The sequence below is a fragment of the Methylomonas sp. Kb3 genome, from assembly GCF_002834115.1.
GTDB lineage: Bacteria > Pseudomonadota > Gammaproteobacteria > Methylococcales > Methylomonadaceae > Methylomonas > Methylomonas defluvii.
This window is the reverse complement of record NZ_PIZT01000010.1, coordinates 22,827-39,864: the sequence shown is the minus strand read 5'-3', so window position 1 is coordinate 39,864 and position 17,038 is coordinate 22,827. Positions and strand designations below refer to the sequence as shown.

The 17,038-nt window shown below is 54.9% G+C and carries 12 protein-coding genes; 8 read left to right on the top strand and 4 right to left on the bottom strand.

Annotated features, from left to right (window positions below; all coding sequences use genetic code 11):
* Nucleotides 1–417: 417 nt before the first annotated feature.
* From tatA to CWO84_RS07515, 3 genes are all read left to right on the top strand, one after another.
* Nucleotides 418–645, top strand: a complete 228-nt coding sequence (tatA, locus tag CWO84_RS07525) for a twin-arginine translocase TatA/TatE family subunit (RefSeq protein WP_101052219.1) — start codon at nucleotides 418–420, stop codon at nucleotides 643–645.
* Between the two features lie 298 nt (nucleotides 646–943).
* A complete protein-coding gene (locus tag CWO84_RS07520) occupies nucleotides 944–4,120 on the top strand; it encodes an efflux RND transporter permease subunit (protein ID WP_101052218.1) in 3,177 nt (1,058 codons plus the stop codon).
* A gap of 6 nt (nucleotides 4,121–4,126) precedes the next feature.
* Complete coding sequence (locus CWO84_RS07515) at nucleotides 4,127–5,344, top strand: efflux RND transporter periplasmic adaptor subunit (RefSeq protein ID WP_101052217.1); 1,218 nt, start codon at nucleotides 4,127–4,129, stop codon at nucleotides 5,342–5,344.
* Between the two features lie 51 nt (nucleotides 5,345–5,395).
* Here CWO84_RS07515 and CWO84_RS07510 read toward each other — a convergent pair whose 3' ends face one another.
* The 4 genes from CWO84_RS07510 to CWO84_RS07490 form a co-directional block, all read right to left on the bottom strand.
* Complete coding sequence (locus CWO84_RS07510; protein ID WP_101052216.1) at nucleotides 5,396–5,896, bottom strand: GNAT family N-acetyltransferase; 501 nt, start codon at nucleotides 5,894–5,896, stop codon at nucleotides 5,396–5,398.
* Nucleotides 5,893–7,002 (bottom strand): NAD(P)H-dependent oxidoreductase, encoded by a 1,110-nt coding sequence (locus tag CWO84_RS07505; protein ID WP_084153262.1) that lies wholly within the window; start codon nucleotides 7,000–7,002, stop codon nucleotides 5,893–5,895. Before CWO84_RS07505 ends, CWO84_RS07510 begins: the two co-directional genes overlap by 4 nt.
* A 278-nt stretch (nucleotides 7,003–7,280) precedes the next feature.
* On the bottom strand, nucleotides 7,281–8,201 hold the full coding sequence (locus CWO84_RS07500; RefSeq protein WP_101052215.1) for an EamA family transporter: 921 nt from the start codon (nucleotides 8,199–8,201) through the stop codon (nucleotides 7,281–7,283).
* Between the two features lie 323 nt (nucleotides 8,202–8,524).
* Nucleotides 8,525–8,998, bottom strand: coding sequence for an Lrp/AsnC family transcriptional regulator (locus CWO84_RS07490; RefSeq protein ID WP_101052213.1), 474 nt, complete (start codon nucleotides 8,996–8,998; stop codon nucleotides 8,525–8,527).
* A gap of 160 nt (nucleotides 8,999–9,158) precedes the next feature.
* Here CWO84_RS07490 and leuA point away from each other — a divergent pair, with 160 nt between their 5' ends.
* The 5 genes from leuA to CWO84_RS07465 all read left to right on the top strand — a co-directional run bounded on the left by leuA (nucleotide 9,159) and on the right by CWO84_RS07465 (nucleotide 17,016).
* Entirely contained in the window at nucleotides 9,159–10,880 is a 1,722-nt protein-coding gene (gene leuA, locus CWO84_RS07485; RefSeq protein ID WP_165786285.1) for a 2-isopropylmalate synthase, read from the top strand.
* 703 nt (nucleotides 10,881–11,583) lie between these two features.
* Complete coding sequence (locus CWO84_RS07480; RefSeq protein WP_033156411.1) at nucleotides 11,584–11,844, top strand: DUF2024 family protein; 261 nt, start codon at nucleotides 11,584–11,586, stop codon at nucleotides 11,842–11,844.
* A gap of 456 nt (nucleotides 11,845–12,300) precedes the next feature.
* A complete protein-coding gene (locus tag CWO84_RS07475; RefSeq protein ID WP_101052212.1) occupies nucleotides 12,301–14,268 on the top strand; it encodes a TonB-dependent receptor in 1,968 nt (655 codons plus the stop codon).
* Nucleotides 14,269–14,283: 15 nt separating this feature from the next.
* Complete coding sequence (locus CWO84_RS07470; protein ID WP_101052211.1) at nucleotides 14,284–16,353, top strand: TonB-dependent receptor; 2,070 nt, start codon at nucleotides 14,284–14,286, stop codon at nucleotides 16,351–16,353.
* Between the two features lie 42 nt (nucleotides 16,354–16,395).
* Nucleotides 16,396–17,016, top strand: a complete 621-nt coding sequence (locus CWO84_RS07465) for a YfiR family protein (protein WP_240617994.1) — start codon at nucleotides 16,396–16,398, stop codon at nucleotides 17,014–17,016.
* The last annotated feature ends 22 nt before the right edge of the window (nucleotides 17,017–17,038 follow it).

The window sequence follows — 17,038 nt, the reverse complement described above, 5'->3', positions numbered from 1 at the left end:
TGATTTAGTGTTGATATTTCAACATATTTTCATAGGCCTGCATTTTACTGGCCGGGCATTGCGTTTTTTCGCGCTAATCCAATGAACTTGGGCTTTTTCAACACGCCCGGTCAGCCAAAATCACTGCTTAAACATGCCCACTATGTTGCAGCCTGTTCGTATACCAGCAGCATTTGCTGACTTCATGCTGGTAAATCAGCATTTTTTTGGTTGCTTGCCGTTGACCCGCCTGCTTCCATGATCGGTAACTAAAACCAGTGTTGTTGATATGCCTGGAACACAGCGGCACTTAGGCGTATTCCAGTGCTCACTCGGCAGATTGGCCCTTATCTTGCTGAAGACCGCCTTGAAAAGACTAAGTCAAACTCATTAAGCGACTTAATCTAACATCCGCAACTTTTAACTTTGGAGCAAAACATGGGCTTGAGCATTCCCCACCTATTAGTAGTTTTAGCGATTGTGGTCTTGGTATTCGGCACCAAGCGCCTGAAAAATGTCGGCGCCGATCTGGGCGATGCGATCAAGGGATTTCGTACAGCCGTGAAGGAAAGCGAAGAAGCCGAGGAGGCCAAGGCGATGACCCAAATCTATCAGGAACAATTATCCGACGAGTTGATAGGTAAAGCTGAGCGCACCAAGGCTTGATATGCCAGGCGACAGCTCTCAGGCTAAAGACGCTTAGACCAGCATTCTGCTGCCAGAGCAGCAGCTTTTGATCCCCGCCTGTTTGCATACCAACAGCTTGGAACATTTACCGGCAAAAATTATGCTGCTGATTCTCACCTAAGTTCAAGCGCCTGCAGGACACTATGCTTGGAAAAACCGGTGGAGATTGCTTGGTATAGCACTTGCTTAAGACAAGCACTAAATTGCCTTTGCCGGATAAACGCTAGTTTTAAAACCGGCCAGACCTCGCTAACCAATCGGATCTCCCGAGAAATCCATGTGGATCGTTAATATTGCTTTACGCCGCCCCTATACCTTTATCGTGGCGGCGCTGTTGATTCTATTGTCTACCCCCTACGTGCTGCGGAAAATGCCCACCGATATTTTCCCAACCATCGATATTCCGGTGGTAGCGATGCTGTGGCAATACAACGGCATGACCGCCAAGGAAATTGCCGACCGCTTAACCACCACGGTCGAGCGCTCCATGGCCTTGATCGACGGCATTGAACACAGTGAATCTTTGTCTTACGGCGGTGCGGCCGTCGTTAAAGTATTTTTCCATCCAGGCACCGACATCCGTACTGCCATCGCCCAGGTGATGTCCAGCAGCAACTCGGTTTACCGCTCGCTGCCGACCAATGTGGCACCGCCGCAAGTCATTCAGTATTCGGCCGCCGATCTGCCGCTGGTGCAGTTGGGCATTTCCAGTAGCGTTGTCCCGGAAACCGATGTCAACGATCTGGTGAATAATATCGCCAGAACCGCATTGCAATCCAAACCCGGCGTGGCGATGACGAATCCGTTCGGCGCGAAAAGCCGGCAGATTACGCTGGATGTCGACGCCCCGGCCCTGTTGGCGCGCGGCCTGTCGCCCGCCGACTTAAACGATACCCTTGCCGCGCAAAACCTGATCCTGCCCACCGGCACGGTAAAAATTGGCAGTAACGAATACGACGTCAGCCTGAATGGCGCAGTGGCGGCGATACCGCGGCTAGCCGACCTGCCGGTCCGCACCGTGAACGGAGTGACCACGCTCGTTCGCGACGTGGCAACGGTGCGCGACGGCGCGGCACCGGTCACGACCATTGCCCGGCAAAACGGCGAACGCGGCATCCTGACCTCAATCTTCAAGGTGGGCCGTACCTCGACGCTGGAAGTGGTTGAACACGTCCGCCAAACCATTCCGAAAATGCTCGACCTGATGCCGGATGGCATCAACATGCGGCTAATGTTCGACCAATCGCTGTTCGTGAAAGCCGCCATCGGCAACGTGCTGCACGAAGCATTGATCGCCGCCGGCTTAACCGCCGCAATGATCTTGCTGTTTCTGGGCAACTGGCGCACCACCTGCATCATCGCGGTATCGATACCGTTGTCTATCATGTGCTCGCTAATTGCCTTGTATCTTGTCGGCGAAACCATCAATCTAATGACGATGGGTGGCCTGGCCTTGGCGGTGGGGATTTTGGTGGACGACGCCACCGTGGAAATCGAAAACATCGAGCGGCAAATGCTGCTGGGCAAGAACCCCCATCAAGCCATCCTGGACGGAGCCGCGGAAATCGCGATGCCGGCGCTGGTCTCCACGCTTTGCATCTGCATCGTGTTCGTACCGATGTTTTTCCTGTCCGGCGTGGCCCGTAGCCTGTTTGTGCCGATGGCGGAAGCGGTGGTGTTCGCGATGTTGGCCTCTTATGTGTTATCGCGGACCTTGGTGCCGACGCTGGTGATGTATGTCATGTCCGGCCATCACGGCCATACCGATGCGCCGCCGACCAACGCACTGGCAAGAGGTTTTCAACGCCTGCATCACGCCTTCGAGCGCGGCTTCGAACAGTTTCGCGGCCACTATCTGATCCTGGCCAGCCATTTGCTGAAACACCGTTTGCGTTACAGCTCGGCGATTTTAGGCTTTTGCCTGGCATCGCTGGGTTTGGTGCCGCTATTGGGAGAAGATTTGTTTCCGGCGGTGGACGCCGGGCAGATTCGTCTGCACGTCCGGGCGCCGTCCGGCACCCGCATCGAGGAAATGCCGCAACACATCGATGCGGTGGAAAAAGTCATTCGCGGCATTATTCCCGCCGAAGAGATCGCCGATTTGTTGGACATCATCGGCGGCCCCTACAGCACCCGTAACACCTTGTTCGGCAATTCCGGCACCGTGGAAACCGCCGACACCGAGATCATGATTTCACTGCGTCCCGGCGATCATGCGCCCGGTGCCGACTATATCAAGCGCCTGCGCGCGGAATTACCCAAACAATTCCCCGGTCTGGAGTTTTTCTTCCAGCCTGCCGACCAGGTTAGCCAGACCCTGAAGTTCGGTGTACCGGCGCCTATCGACATCCAGTTCATCGGCGGCAAGCCGGACGAGGTGATGCCGCAGGTGATCGCCTTGCAAAATCGCTTGCGGCAAATCCCCGGCATCGTCGATGCACATATTTACCAGCGCATGAACCGGCCGGCATTGGATTTGGAAATGAATCGCCAGCAATTGCAGCAACTGGGTTTATCCGCCCGCGATCTGGCGCAAAACCTGTTGCTGACCCTGAGCGGCAGCATGCAGACCGCGCCGTCGTTCTGGCTGAATCCGGCTAACGGTAACTCGGTGAATATCGGCGTGATGGGTAATCCGTTGGATTTGGATAATCTGGATGCCTTGATGCGCACGCCGGTGGGCGGCGGTAACGGCCAACCGCAATTGCTGGGCAATCTAGTCAAATTGAAACGCACCGTGTTACCCGTCGCGGTGACGCATTACAACGCCAATAACGTGTTCGATATTTACGCCAGCGTGGAAGGGCGCGATTTGGGTTCGGTGAGTCGGGAAATCGAAACGCTGGTTGCCGACAGCCGCAGCCATTTGCCGCGCGGCGTCGATTTGAGCGTGCGCGGCCAGATCGAAACCCTGAAAAGTTCGTTTACCGGCTTGGGCGCCGGCTTGGCCGTAGCTATCGTAATGCTGTATCTGTTGCTGGTAGTCAATTTTCAATCCTGGCTGGACCCGCTGATTATCGTTAGCGCCCTGCCCGCCGCGCTGGCCGGCATCGCCTGGACCTTGTTTTTGACCGGCACCACCCTGAGCATCCCGGCTTTGACCGGCAGCATCATGGCCATGGGCGTGGTCACCGCCAATAGCATTTTATTGGTGTCGTTTGCTCGCACCCGTCTGGCAGAAGGTGTACCGCCGGTAACGGCCGCGCTGGAAGCAGCGGCTACCCGGCTGAGACCGGTGTTGATGACTGCCTTTGCGATGATCGTCGGCATGTTGCCGATGGCCGTCGGCTGGGGCGAAGGCGCCGAACAAAACGCACCGCTGGGCCGCGCGGTGATAGGCGGCCTGGCCTTTGCCACCGTGTCTACTTTACTGTTCGTACCGTTGGTGTTTGCCGGCACCCACCGCTGGCTGGCGCACCGCCTTTCGCATCGCACAAGCTTTGTAACTCCCTAAAATCCTATGAATAGCATCCCTTCATCACCCTTTGCGCGACCGTCCACCGACCATTCGCACCGCACCCTGCTGGTAGTAAAACGGCTGGGTTTGGGGCTATTGTTATTGCTCCTGCTGGCCGGTGCCTGGCGCCTGACACAGAACCTGCAACAAGCGGAAACTTTGCAGGCGCAAACGGCGGCCAGCCAACAGCGCAGCGTCATCGCCGCGCATTCAAGGCCTGGCGAGGCGACCCGCAAACTGGTATTACCCGCCAGTTTACGCGGCAACACGGAAACCCAACTCTATGCGCGCAGCAACGGCTACTTAAGCGCCTGGCACAAAACCATAGGCGATCAGGTTAAAAAAGGCGATCTGCTGGCGGTCATCGACGTACCCGAGCTAGAGCAAGAACTGGCGCAAGCGCGCGCCGCGCTGTCCCAGGTCAAAGCCCGGCTGGAGCTGACCCGCACCACCCTGCAACGCTGGACGCAGTTGAACGGCACCGACAGCGGCACCCAACAGGAATTTGACGAAAAACGCAGCGCTTTCCTACAAGCCGAAGCCGACTTCTCAGCCGCGCAAGCCAATGTCAAACGCTTGGAAAATATCGAAGGCTATCGGCGCATCGTCGCGCCGTTTTCCGGCGTGATTACTCGGCGAGCGGTTGATGTCGGCAGCTTGATCGTCGCCGGCAGCCAGGAGTTATTCGCGTTAACCCAAACCGAACCGTTGCGGTTGACGGTTTGGGTGCCGCAAGTCTATGCGGACGACATCAAGGCCGGCCAGGAAGTCTCGGTAAAAGTCCTCGATTCGCAAAGTAAACCGGTGAACGCCCATGTTGATCATGTCGCCGGCGCGCTAGACCCGGTCAATCGTTCCCGGCAGGTGGACATTATCCTGCCCAACAAAGACGGCAAGTTACTGCCCGGCTCCTACGTGGAGATCTCGATCAACGCCGCCGCCATATCCAGTCCCTTGGTGGTGCCGGCTAATGTGTTGGTGATCGATCAAGCTGGCCCGCATGTGGTAGTGGTCGATGCGGAACGTCGTGTGGCGTTTCGCCCGGTAAAACTGGGCCGAGACTTTGGCCGCGAACTGGAAATCTTGGAAGGCATCTCCGCCAGCGATACTTTGGTCGCCAGCCCCTCCGATCTGTTAGTGGAAGGCGAAACGGTAAGTGTCGTGGAAGCCCAAGCAAAACCGGCGGAGAAAGCCAAGGACAAAACCGCCGGCAAATCGTGAAATATTACAGCAGTCCGCGGCAGGACGGGCCATCCGGTAGAGAAATGGCTATCATCGCCACGATGCGGCGTTTAGCGCTGAGCTTGGCAATTGCATGGGCACAAATGCCACGCCTTTGTCCTCTATCTTAGGCCCCAGCGGCTGAAAGCCCAACCGAACATAAAACGGCACAGAGGGCAGCGAGGCATTCACCGTGAAGGTCTCCGACGGGCATGCGGCCAACGATAAGTTGATGGCGCGCAACGCCAATGCCGTGCCGATACCTTGGTATTGGCAGTCAGGCGCCACAAACAAATGAAACAGATGCCGGGCATCGCGAACTGCAACCACACCGGCCAGCTTACCGTTTAGCAAACCGACGAGATAAAGGAAATTAGCGTCGGCGATGTAGCTGCCAATCGCTTGCGGGCTGATGCTCGAATAAAATAACTCGGCACCGTCGCCCGTTGGGGAAATCGTACAACGGTTGGCAACACTGCCAATCAGTTGGCTGACGCATTCGGCATCGGTCGCTAAGGCGGTACGGATGATCAACGGCGAGTTTGTCGTCATTGCTCGGTAGCGGCAACGTCCGGCAAGTTTTGATAAACCTGCTCGACGGTTTGGTGTTCGGTTAAGGCTTTAATGACGGCCGTTAGAGGTTCCGCATGGATGTCGGGCAAGTCTTGTTCAAAGGAATTCACAATCGGAAACGCCAATTTCTCCAGCGGCGGGCAAAAGTCCGCGTTCACACCGGGCTTATTGCCGCGCGCATCGATCCGGTACCAACCGTGTTGCGGCAGGTAAACCGCGTTCAAACCGTGCAGGCAATAAGGCGGCTGGTCGCCGTCTAGCGTCAAGCGTTGGTAACACAGCGCGGCCGGGATGCCGTTGGCGCGCAGCAGTGCCGCCAGCAAATGGCTTTTGGCGTAACAGTAGCCGGTGCCGTGGATCAACACCTCTGAGGCTTTGCAGGTCACTGGGTTCAGCCGGTAGTCCCAACTATGTTTGATTTCGTCGCGCACGAACTCGAAACAGCGTTTGGCGATGGCTTCCTCATCGGCGCAGCCCTCCGCCAACTTGGCGGCTTGAGCGACGATAGCCGGATGTTGGCTGTCGATATAAACACTGCAGCCCAGGAAGGACTTCATATCCGGTAACAGCTTTACCCTGCGTTGGATTTTGGTTAATACGCCGGTCAGTAGTGAAACGATTTCCGGCATCGCCAACAGCTCCGCTCCGCCAATGTTGGCGCTCGGCAGCGGCAAGGCGATCGAGGCGACTTCGATCAGCGTGGCCGACATGGTGACCAAGGTTTCCCGGAGCGCGGCATCGGCGTGATGGGCGCGTGGCGATGCATTCAATACCACCACCGGTTTGTCCACAAAGCCCTCGAATGCCACCAACCAATCCAGCGCATTTTTGATGGTGCCGGTGACGCCGTGGGCATATTCCGGGCTGGCGATCAGCAAGGCATCCGCCGAGGCCACTTCGTTGCGTAATTGCAGGGCAACGGCCGGCGGCGCGTTTTCCAAATCCGGATTGTATAAGGGCAAGTCGCCAAGCCCGGAAAACAGACCGACTTCAATCGAAGCCGGTGCCAACTGTTTTACGACCCTCAGCACGGCGGAATTGATGGACACAGCCCGTAAGCTGCCGGATAAAGCCAGTATTTTCATGGCAAAGCTAGGTGTGGAATGTCAGGGAAAAGTAATGGCAAGCAATAATAGATCGCTTGGCACGGCTTAATAATGACGTTGATTTTCGCATGCCATACAAAGAGGCGGGGCCATTTCTAAAAATCATCGACCTGCTTGGATTACTTGCAAGCTTAGCCAAATCCAAACCGTCATAAAGCAAAACCCAAGCGTGCCCGGAATACTATTGATTTATCGGAAAACAGCCTGGATGCATTTCGGCGTTTGCTTCCGCTCCAGGACTTAAAAAGTGAGATCCGTCATTTGCTCGCTCCTCGCGCCGCTGCCGGCTTGGCCCGTGAGCCGCGCGCGCTGTTCATGAATACGATAGCCCCGATGATGATCGCCGCCGCACTCAGAACGCGCGGCGTGAGCGGTTCGTTCGCGAACCAGCTGCCTAAAAACACCGCCACCAGCGGATTGACGTAGGCGTAGGTGGCTACCAACGGGATCGGCGCGTTTTGCAGCAACCAGGCGTAGGAGGCGAAACCGATCATCGAGCCAAACACGATCAGATACGCCAAGGCCAACCAGGAGTTAACCGATACCTGAGCCAGGTTGAAAACATCCCATTGTTCGCTTAGCGCACTGACCAGCAACAAGGCAAAGCCGCCGGTCAGCATTTCCGCGCCGGTTGTCATCAGTGCCGTCTTCGGCAAATCCGCAGTTTTGCTGTAGATTGAACCTAAGGCCCAAAGCAAACTGGCGAGCAATAGCGCCGCCACACCGGACAGATTTACCGGGATACCGTCTGAAAACGCCGTCGGACCGACCAACAAATAAATCCCCATGAAGCCGATGACCAATCCGACCAGTACGCGCAGCGTCGGTCTGGTGCCGTTAGGTCTGAGTGCGTCGGCCATTACCAGAAACATCGGCACCGCGCCGATGATCAGCGCGGCGACGCCGGATGGGACGGTTTGTTCTGCCCAACAAACCAAGCCGTTGCCGCCGAGCAATAACAAAATACCGACAACAGCGGCCGAACGCCACTGCCGAAAAGTCGGTGCGGCATCGCCGGCCAGACGCCGCCAGGCCAGCAAAATAGCGCCGGACACCAGGAAACGCAATCCGGCCGACAAAAATGGCGGCAGCGTCTCGACGACAAAGCGGATCATCAAATAAGTTGATCCCCACACCAGATAAACGGCCAACAACGCGGCCCAGACCTTAGCTTTCATTCTTAAAACGCCTGGCTATTACCATTCGCCCTGGAGTTGTCGAAGGACGCGCCAAATCAGGCTTCGACAGGCTCAGTCCTAACGGTGTAACCATGTTAAATACGGCCGGATTCATAATTTCGGCTGCTACTTGCGCCCCTACCACCCACGGGCGTAACGGCCGGGGCGAATACTTTTTGTTGCCGCTGATTGAGGTTGGTACCATGCGAAAGCCTAACGGTAGGAAAATTGCTTGAAAGTTATCGAAGTGTAGACGGCTGGTCCGCTGTCAGTCGCCGTGTTTAGGCGCAGTTTATACGAAGCGGCCTACCCGTTCTGAATAGTCAAAGCCCCTCCCCAACCGAAAACGCCGTCTTATCCACCACCCGCCGCAACACAAAGCTGGTATGCACCCCGCTGACGCCGGCAATGCCGGTGATGCGCTTCAGCAGCAGTTCCTGGTAGGCATCCAAGTCCTTGACCACAACCTTGAGCTGATAATCGGCGGTTTGGCCGGTGATCAGCAGGCATTCCAGGACTTCCGGAATGCCGGCGACCGCCGCTTCGAAAGTGCTGAAGCGTTCCGGCGTGTGTTGGTCCATCGAAATATGGATCAAGGCCATCAGCGTCAGTCCCAAGGCTTTGGCATCCAGCAGCGCCCGGTAGCCGACGATCAGCCCGCCCTCCTCCAACGCCCTCACCCGCCGCAAACACGGCGACGGCGACAGGCCGATGCGGTCGGCCAATTCCTGGTTGCTGATGCGGCCGTCGGTTTGCAGGATGTTCAAGATTTGCCGGTCGTATCGATCCAGTTCCATAAAATGCCCGCTATTCATTTAACAAAACAATAAAATAAAACATTATCGATATTTACAGCAATATTCTATCAACATTCAGCCTTTTAAATCGCATAAACGCAATCGAGTGGCGGAGAGTTTAGCCTATCCTATCGGCTACCGTTTTGAGGAGTTAAAAGCCATGTTGACCGACCCTTCCCACAAATACCGCCCGTTTCCGCCGATAGCGCTTGCCGACCGCCAATGGCCCAATCGCACGATCAGCCAAGCGCCGATCTGGATGAGCACCGACTTGCGCGACGGCAACCAAGCCTTGTTCGAGCCGATGAACGCCGAACGCAAGCTGCGCCTGTTTCGCACCTTGTGCGGCATCGGTTTCAAGGAAATCGAAGTGGCGTTTCCGTCGGCCTCGCAAACCGATTTCGACTTCGTGCGCCGCTTGATAGACCAGGCGTTGATCCCCGACGACGTAACCATCGAAGTGCTCAGCCACGCCCGCGAACCGTTGTTGCGCAAAACCGTAGAAGCCTTGCACGGCGCGCGCTCGGCCATCGTCCATATCGTCAACGCCACCTCCCAACCGTTTCGCGAACTGGTGTTGGGCATGAGCCGGGCCGAGGTGTTGGCGATGGCCGTCGATGCGGTGCGCTTGGTCAAACAATTGACCGCCGACCAGCCGCACACCCATTGGCGCTTGCAATACAGCCTGGAAACCTTCACCGCCACCGAGCCGGATTTCGCCGTCGAGTTTTGCGATGCGGTCATCGCCGCCTGGGACGCAACGCCTGAGAACAAGATCATTCTGAATTTACCGTCGTCGGTGGAAACGGCGACGCCGAACGTCTACGCCGACCAGATCGAATGGATGCACCGCCATATCGCCCGCCGCGACAGCGTCATCCTCAGCGTGCATCCGCACAACGACCGCGGCACCGCGGTAGCCGCCGCCGAACTGGCGTTGATGGCCGGCGCCGAGCGCGTCGAGGGTTGCTTGTTCGGCAACGGCGAACGCACCGGCAACGTGGACTTGGTGACGCTGGCCTTGAATCTGTACACCCAGGGTGTGGCGCCGGGCTTGGATTTTTCAGACATCCAGAAGGTGGTGGGCGATTTCGAGGCGTGCACCGGCTTGAGCGTGCCGCCGCGCCAACCCTATGCCGGCGAGTTGGTGTTCACCGCGTTTTCCGGCTCACACCAGGACGCCATCAAGAAAGGCTTTGCCGCCCGGCAACCCGATAGCGTCTGGAACGTGCCGTACCTGCCGTTTGATCCAGCCGACGTCGGCCGCGGTTACGACGCGGTGATCCGCATCAACAGCCAATCCGGCAAGGGTGGCATCGCCCACTTGCTGGAAAGCCATTACGGCGTGGTGCTGCCGCGCCGTTTGCAGATCGAGTTCTCGCGGGTGGTTCAACAACACGCCGACCGCCACGGCGGCGAAATCGGTTCGGAAGCGTTGTGGCAATTGTTTGCCCGGACCTATCTGGATTCGGCAAAGCCTTTGCGTTACCGGGACCATCATTTATTCGAGCACGCGCAAGGTCAAGGCATACAACTGCAAATCGAATCGGACGGCGAACCGCACACATTAACCGGCGTCGGTAACGGCCCGATAGCCGCCGCCGTCCAGGCTTTGCATGGCCTCGGCGGCGCAGTATCGGTACGCAGTTACGAAGAACGCTCGGTCGGCAGCGGCGGCGATGCCCAGGCCTGCGCCTTTGTCGAACTGGCGGCAGCGACCGGGACCACGACCTATGGCGTCGGCATGGACGCCAACATCGTCAGCGCATCGATCAAGGCGTTGCTCAGCGGCTACAATCGCTTGGCCGACGATATGGGCTTATGCAATTTAACAAAATTGAACACGTCCCCAGCGACGATACCCGCAAATGCCGCATCCTAAACTGTCGTTCCAGGTCGTCAAAGCCAATTTCCTCGCGTTAGCTGCTAATCGGCGTACCCGATTACTAAACGGCCGGTATCGAAGTGCGGCGCACTATGACGCTCCGCCACGTAAAATATCGGAGATTTATGACGAGCCGGTTCGATTTAATTTGGACGGATAGGGATCCAGAACTGTCTTAAAAACCCAACATCGTTAGCTATCGAACAGCTGTTTTACGTCAATTAGTCGGTTTCAAGTCGCGCTGCGGTTTCAGTTCCAGTTCCAGTAAAGCCGCTAGTCATTCGACGACCATACGCGCCGCATGTATAGGTACATCCAGTTCCGCAATTATTGGCGATATTGAGGCATATCATCAGCGAGCATGGACAGTTACTGCATTCGCGATGGTATGAATGCATGCCTGAAATCGGGATATTGAAAAACCTTTTTTATATCGATTCGATATTGTTATAGAATTTTACCGAATCCGTTGAAGCGTTTTCACCCCAAGGGGAACGTTTTTTGCGGATCTCTGCCGATGACGGATGTAAATCCGTCATCTCGGCATCTTTCTCATGACGTTGTCAAAGAATTCCGAACACCAAACATTCAGGGAATGCCTGACCAACGCCGAACCGAAAAACCGCATTGGACGTTTTTTATCTGGCCATTTTGTTAATGGCATCGAGCAATTTTTACTTTATTCATCCGGGAGTTTTTGATGGAAATCCACGTTTACGATACCTATGTAAAAGCACACGACAACCACGTCATGCACTTTGATGTATTTACCGCCAGCAAGGACAGTGAGCAAGCCATTCAGTATGCCAAACAGTGGCTATCTTCAATTGGTGAAAGCGATGCGGTAGTCTCCAGCAAAGAATGTCGGTTTTGCCATACTCAACAAGCACCGGCTAATGTGATTGACACGATCAATCGCCAAGGTTACTTCATATACAAAATGGAAGGTTGTCCGGCTTGATAGCAATATTGCTGTCATGCCAAGAAATTCCAGGCCTTGCCTTGCAAGGCCTTAACGTAAGTAGGAGGAAACACCTGTTTTCCGAAAAGCATTAGTAACGACCTCACCGGCATCCTCGTCAACAGCGACACGGCTACCAACATCGAAATTACACGCGCCGAAAGGGTGATCTGACCTCAGCTAATAGGGTTGTCGTTGCCATGCGACCCCGGGAGAACGATGGCGTTCACCCAAACAAAACCAATCAGACTATCTCAAAACGATACGTCGGCCTTTTCCAGCATCTCCAACCAATCCCTGCCTAAAAACACCAGAATTAAAATCTAACTAGCTTGAACGACAATAATCTATTGTAAAATAATCGTTTTTATATATCGCGTTAATCGACAGTTTGTGCGCACTAAGCCGAGTCTTATCATTATCCATGTCCCCGCTCCCCACTAGACAAGACTTTCAATGCGCGCGCTGATCGTCCTAGGTATGCTGTTGATGCCTTTGGCTACCGCGCAAGCGGCCGGCAAGGCATCGGAAGATTTAACTGAACTGTCCATTGAGCAATTGCTGAATGTGGAAATCATCAGCGCTTCCAGGCTGGGTCAAAAAGCCAGTCAAGCCCCCAGCTCGGTTTCGATTTTAACGGCAAACGACATACGCACTTTCGGCTGGCGCACGCTGGCGGACGCGCTGAACAGCATGCGCGGTTTGTTCACCAGCAATGATCGCAACTATAGCTTTGTCGGCGTGCGCGGCTTTATTCAGTCCGGCGACTACAATTCCCGAGTGCTGTTCATGATCGACGGCCAGCGCATGAACGAAAACATCTTCGACTCCGGCAATATCGGCCAGGAATTCATGCTGGACATGGACTTGGTGGAACGTATCGAATTTATTCCCGGTTCCGGCTCCACCATTTACGGCGCCAATGCGTTTTTGGGCTTGATCAACGTGGTCACCAAAAAAGGCAAAGCCTTGAACGGGGCGCAAATAGCCGGTGAAGTAGGTAGTTTTGACACCTACAAAGGCCGCGTCAGTGTCGGCAAGCAATTCGATAATGGCGCCGATGTGCTGGTGTCGGCATCGCATTTCGATACCCAGGGCGTGGAAGATTTATATTTCCCGGCTTTCGACGACCCAAGTACCAACAACGGTATCGCGCATAACTTGGATACCGAACGCGCGGACCGCTTGTTCGGGCGCATGCAATTCGAAGAATTCACCCTTAGCGGCGGTTTTGTTGATCGTTACAAGCGGGTGCCGACCGCGGCTTTCGGTGCCGTTTTCAACGATCCCACCTCGCATACTTACGACAGACAATTTTTCACCAATCTGAAATATGAAAAAGCCTTGAACGCGAAGACCTCGTTCATGGCTAAGGGTTTTTATCAGGGCTACGATTACATGGCCGAGGACCCGTTTAATGACTTCGGTAATTACGTTTATCACGACCAAACCAGCGGCCGCTGGTGGGGCGGCGAAGCACAACTCACGACTAGCGTATTCGACGGACATAGACTACTTTTCGGCTTGGAATATCAATACGACCAAACCCAGCGCCAATTCGGCTATGTTACCGACCCTTATCAGATTTATCAGGATAGCGACCTCAGCGGCCACCGCGTCGAACTCTACGCTCAAGACGACATCCAGTTACTGGACAATCTGGTTTTCAGCGCCGGCCTGCGCCTGGATCAGACCCACATGCTCAAACGCCTGCAACTCAATCCGCGTCTGGGCTTGATATGGAACCCTTTGGAGAGTACCACCTTCAAGCTGCTGTACAGCTCGACATTTCGCGCTCCGCATGCCTGGAACCTGGATTACAACAACTACTATTACGGCGTCAGCCCCGAGCTTAGAGAAGAGCAAATCAGAAGCTACGAAGCGATTGCCGAATGGCATTCCCATGCCGGGCTGAAACTGCTGGTTTCCTTGTTTTACAACGACATCACCGAGTTATTAAAAGCCAACCCCGATACGGCGCTGCTGGACAATGTTGGAAAATACCACGCCTACGGTGCGGAATGGGAAGCGGAAAAACGCTGGGACAGCGGCAGAATGTTCAAGGCATCTTACACCTACAGCTTGTTTACCAACGAAGCCAGACAAGGAGTGTGGGCTTACGGTTCGCCGCAAAATATTTTCAAATTACACTATGCTGAGCCTTTGTTCGACGATTTTGTCCGGCTCGGCATCGAAAATATTTACATCGGCGACCGCAAGACATTTCAGAGCGGCAAAGCCGATGCCTACAATCTGGTCAATCTGAATGTGAGCACGGATCGATTGATGCGTGGCCTGGATGTATCCTTTGGGGTTTATAACCTGTTCGACAGCCACTATGAAATGCTGATCAACAGCGACCGCTTCGACCTGTTACAGATGAACGGCAGGGAATTTCGTTTGAAACTACAGTTGACGTTTTAAAAAAGGGCCGATCATATGAAAAAGGCGTTTCATCGACGAAAATCTTGGGCTATCGGCCTGGGAGCGCTTTTGTGTTTGGGACAATCCACCTCGCACGCCGCCAATCAAGAGCCTGAACGCGATAATTTACCGGATTTGACCGGCCTCAGCGTCGAGCAATTGATGAATCTCGATGTGACCTCGGTAATGAAGGTACCCACAGACATTAAACACGTTCCCGCCGCCCTGTTTGTATTGAGCAACGAAGAAATCCGCCGAACCGGGGCTACAACCATCCCGGAAGCCTTGCGGGTGGTGCCGGGCATGCACGTGGCTAAAGTGGACGGCAACAAATGGGCCGTATCGATGCGCGGCTTCAGCAGTCAGTTTGTCAATAAATTGTTGGTGTTAGTGGACGGCCGCAGCGTGTATAACCCGCTGTTTTCCGGGGTGTGGTGGGATCAACAAGATGTGATGATGGAAGACATCGAACGCATCGAGGTCATCCGCGGCCCCGGCGCCAGCTTGTGGGGCGCCAATGCGGTCAACGGCGTCATCAACATCATCACTAAATCAGCCAAAGACACGCAAGGCGGTTTGCTATCCAGTCATGTCGGCAGCCAACGCTACGGCGGCGGTCTGCGCTATGGCGCCGATTTGGGCGGCGACGCCTATCTAAAAGTCTACGGCCGCCACACTAACTACGGCGACTCAAAAACCCTGGGCAGCAGCGCTAAGGCCGGCGATGAAGGCGAGATGAGCAAAATCGGTTTTCGTTACGACAAAGCCATCGACTTTACCAACAAACTCAGTTTGCAAGGCGATGCATTCCTCGGCGAGAGCAATGGCGCACTGCAATACTTCCCATCATTAACATCCCAACAGACGCCGGTGCTGGCGCCGCCCTTTTCTCGGGAATTACCGACGGACCAATTGTTCTCCGGCCATTACATCCAAGCACGCTGGGAACAACATCAAAGCTCGGACTCGAATACCGTGTTACGCATGTATTGGGACAGGCACAGCCGGAAATCGCCTTACTTGAATTCGGAATATCAAATCGACAATATCGATGTCGATTTTCAGCATAACTACAAGCTGAACGATAGCCACATGTTGGTGTGGGGCAGCGGCGTGCGTTTCAATCTGAATAATTTTGAGGACAGCGCGCAAATCTCCATGAGCGCCAACAATCGCACCGACCGTATCTACAGCCTGTTTGGGCAGGACGATATTACCTTGGTGCCTGATCGTTGGCATTTGACCTTGGGCAGCAAGCTGGAGCACAACCCGGTCACGCAATTCGAAGTGCAACCCAACGCACGCTTGCTGTGGACGCCCGACGACCAACATTCGTTTTGGGGCTCGGTATCCCGCTCGGTGCGCACGCCCAATTGGGTCGAGCAAAATATTTCCTACGGCTTGCAACCCCAGCCATACACGATACGTGGCAATACTGTGCCTGTGCTGCGCAACCTAACCGGCAACCCCGACTTGACCGCCGAAAAAATGCTCGGCTTCGAACTGGGCTGGCGCGGCCAACTGAGTCGCCAACTCAGTACTGATGTAGCCTTGTATCATTACAGCTACGACGATTACGCCAGCTTGACCCCCAATACCCAACGCTTCGCCGGCTATATGTTGCAGACGCTGGATTACAACAACTACGGCCATGTACAAGTCTACGGCGGGGAAATCAGTGTCGATTGGCAAGCGACTGAAAATTGGAAACTGCGCGCCACTTATAGCCACGAAGAAGAACGCTTCCGCCTGTCTCCGCTGGCACCTGCCAACACCACGCTGATCTCCGGAGACAGCTACCCGGCCCATAAAGCCATGCTCTGGTCTATGTACCAATTCTCCCCGCAACTCAAGCTGGATCTGAACTGGCGTTATTCGGATGCAACCGGCCTTAACGGCGCGCAATCCAGAGCCTATCAAGACCTGGATGCGCGTTTGGGATGGGACTTGGGCGCGGGCGTGGAACTGGCGTTGGTGGGCCGGAATTTGCTGAACAGCAGTCATTTCGAATACGGCTCGGATATGTTTTCCACCGCCACTGCCGTGCAACGCGAGGTATACGGCACCTTGCGCTGGGACTTCTAAGCGGCCGGACACTATGCATACAGCGAAGAACCGGTGTCGAACATGAGTCGAATCTTGCGCCATCGCTATGCAAGATTGTGCCGAAATCGCAGTTGCGATGCGTCGTACCTGTGCGCCCCGGAAAAACCAAGATTCACAGCCATCACGCTAGTCAGCAAAATGCTGTTGCTGCCTTTGCTGTTTAGCGGCCATCTATGCCACGCCGAAGCGGCCAGCGAAGCAGCGGTAAAAGTGGCATTTTTATACAATTTCTTTAAGTTTATCGAATGGCCCGAGCCTGCAACCGCACCGAATCGTTATACCTTGTGCCTGAGCAGTCATACCGATTTCGGCGACCATTTATTGATGTTGGAAGGCAAAACGGTGAACGGCAAGCCCTTGGATATCGTCCGCAATATATCAGCCAAAGATATAAAATCCTGCCATCTGATCTTTATCGATACCGCCGATAATCCGGGCGATTACGCCCGCGAATTAAAAGGCTCGCCGGTAGTCAGCGTCAGCGACAAAGCCGGGTTTATCAACCAGGGCGGCACCATAGGTTTGATCCAGGACGGCAACCGGCTCAGCTTCGAAATTAACTTGGAAACCGCCAACGCCGGCAACACGCGCATCAGCGCCCAGCTGCTGAAACTGGCTAAAAACATTTTGGCCGGTAAATAAACCCGCATGCAGATGACATCTC

Excerpts from the sequence above, each read along its gene's own strand:
- tatA (WP_101052219.1), top strand. The coding sequence starts at position 418 with ATGGGCTTGAGCATTCCCCACCTATTAGTAGTTTTAGCGATTGTGGTC.
- CWO84_RS07520 (WP_101052218.1), top strand. The coding sequence starts at position 944 with ATGTGGATCGTTAATATTGCTTTACGCCGCCCCTATACCTTTATCGTG.
- CWO84_RS07515 (WP_101052217.1), top strand. The coding sequence starts at position 4,127 with ATGAATAGCATCCCTTCATCACCCTTTGCGCGACCGTCCACCGACCAT.
- CWO84_RS07510 (WP_101052216.1), bottom strand. The coding sequence starts at position 5,896 with ATGACGACAAACTCGCCGTTGATCATCCGTACCGCCTTAGCGACCGAT.
- CWO84_RS07505 (WP_084153262.1), bottom strand. The coding sequence starts at position 7,002 with ATGAAAATACTGGCTTTATCCGGCAGCTTACGGGCTGTGTCCATCAAT.
- CWO84_RS07500 (WP_101052215.1), bottom strand. The coding sequence starts at position 8,201 with ATGAAAGCTAAGGTCTGGGCCGCGTTGTTGGCCGTTTATCTGGTGTGG.
- CWO84_RS07490 (WP_101052213.1), bottom strand. The coding sequence starts at position 8,998 with ATGGAACTGGATCGATACGACCGGCAAATCTTGAACATCCTGCAAACC.
- leuA (WP_165786285.1), top strand. The coding sequence starts at position 9,159 with ATGTTGACCGACCCTTCCCACAAATACCGCCCGTTTCCGCCGATAGCG.
- CWO84_RS07480 (WP_033156411.1), top strand. The coding sequence starts at position 11,584 with ATGGAAATCCACGTTTACGATACCTATGTAAAAGCACACGACAACCAC.
- CWO84_RS07475 (WP_101052212.1), top strand. The coding sequence starts at position 12,301 with ATGCGCGCGCTGATCGTCCTAGGTATGCTGTTGATGCCTTTGGCTACC.
- CWO84_RS07470 (WP_101052211.1), top strand. The coding sequence starts at position 14,284 with ATGAAAAAGGCGTTTCATCGACGAAAATCTTGGGCTATCGGCCTGGGA.
- CWO84_RS07465 (WP_240617994.1), top strand. The coding sequence starts at position 16,396 with ATGAGTCGAATCTTGCGCCATCGCTATGCAAGATTGTGCCGAAATCGC.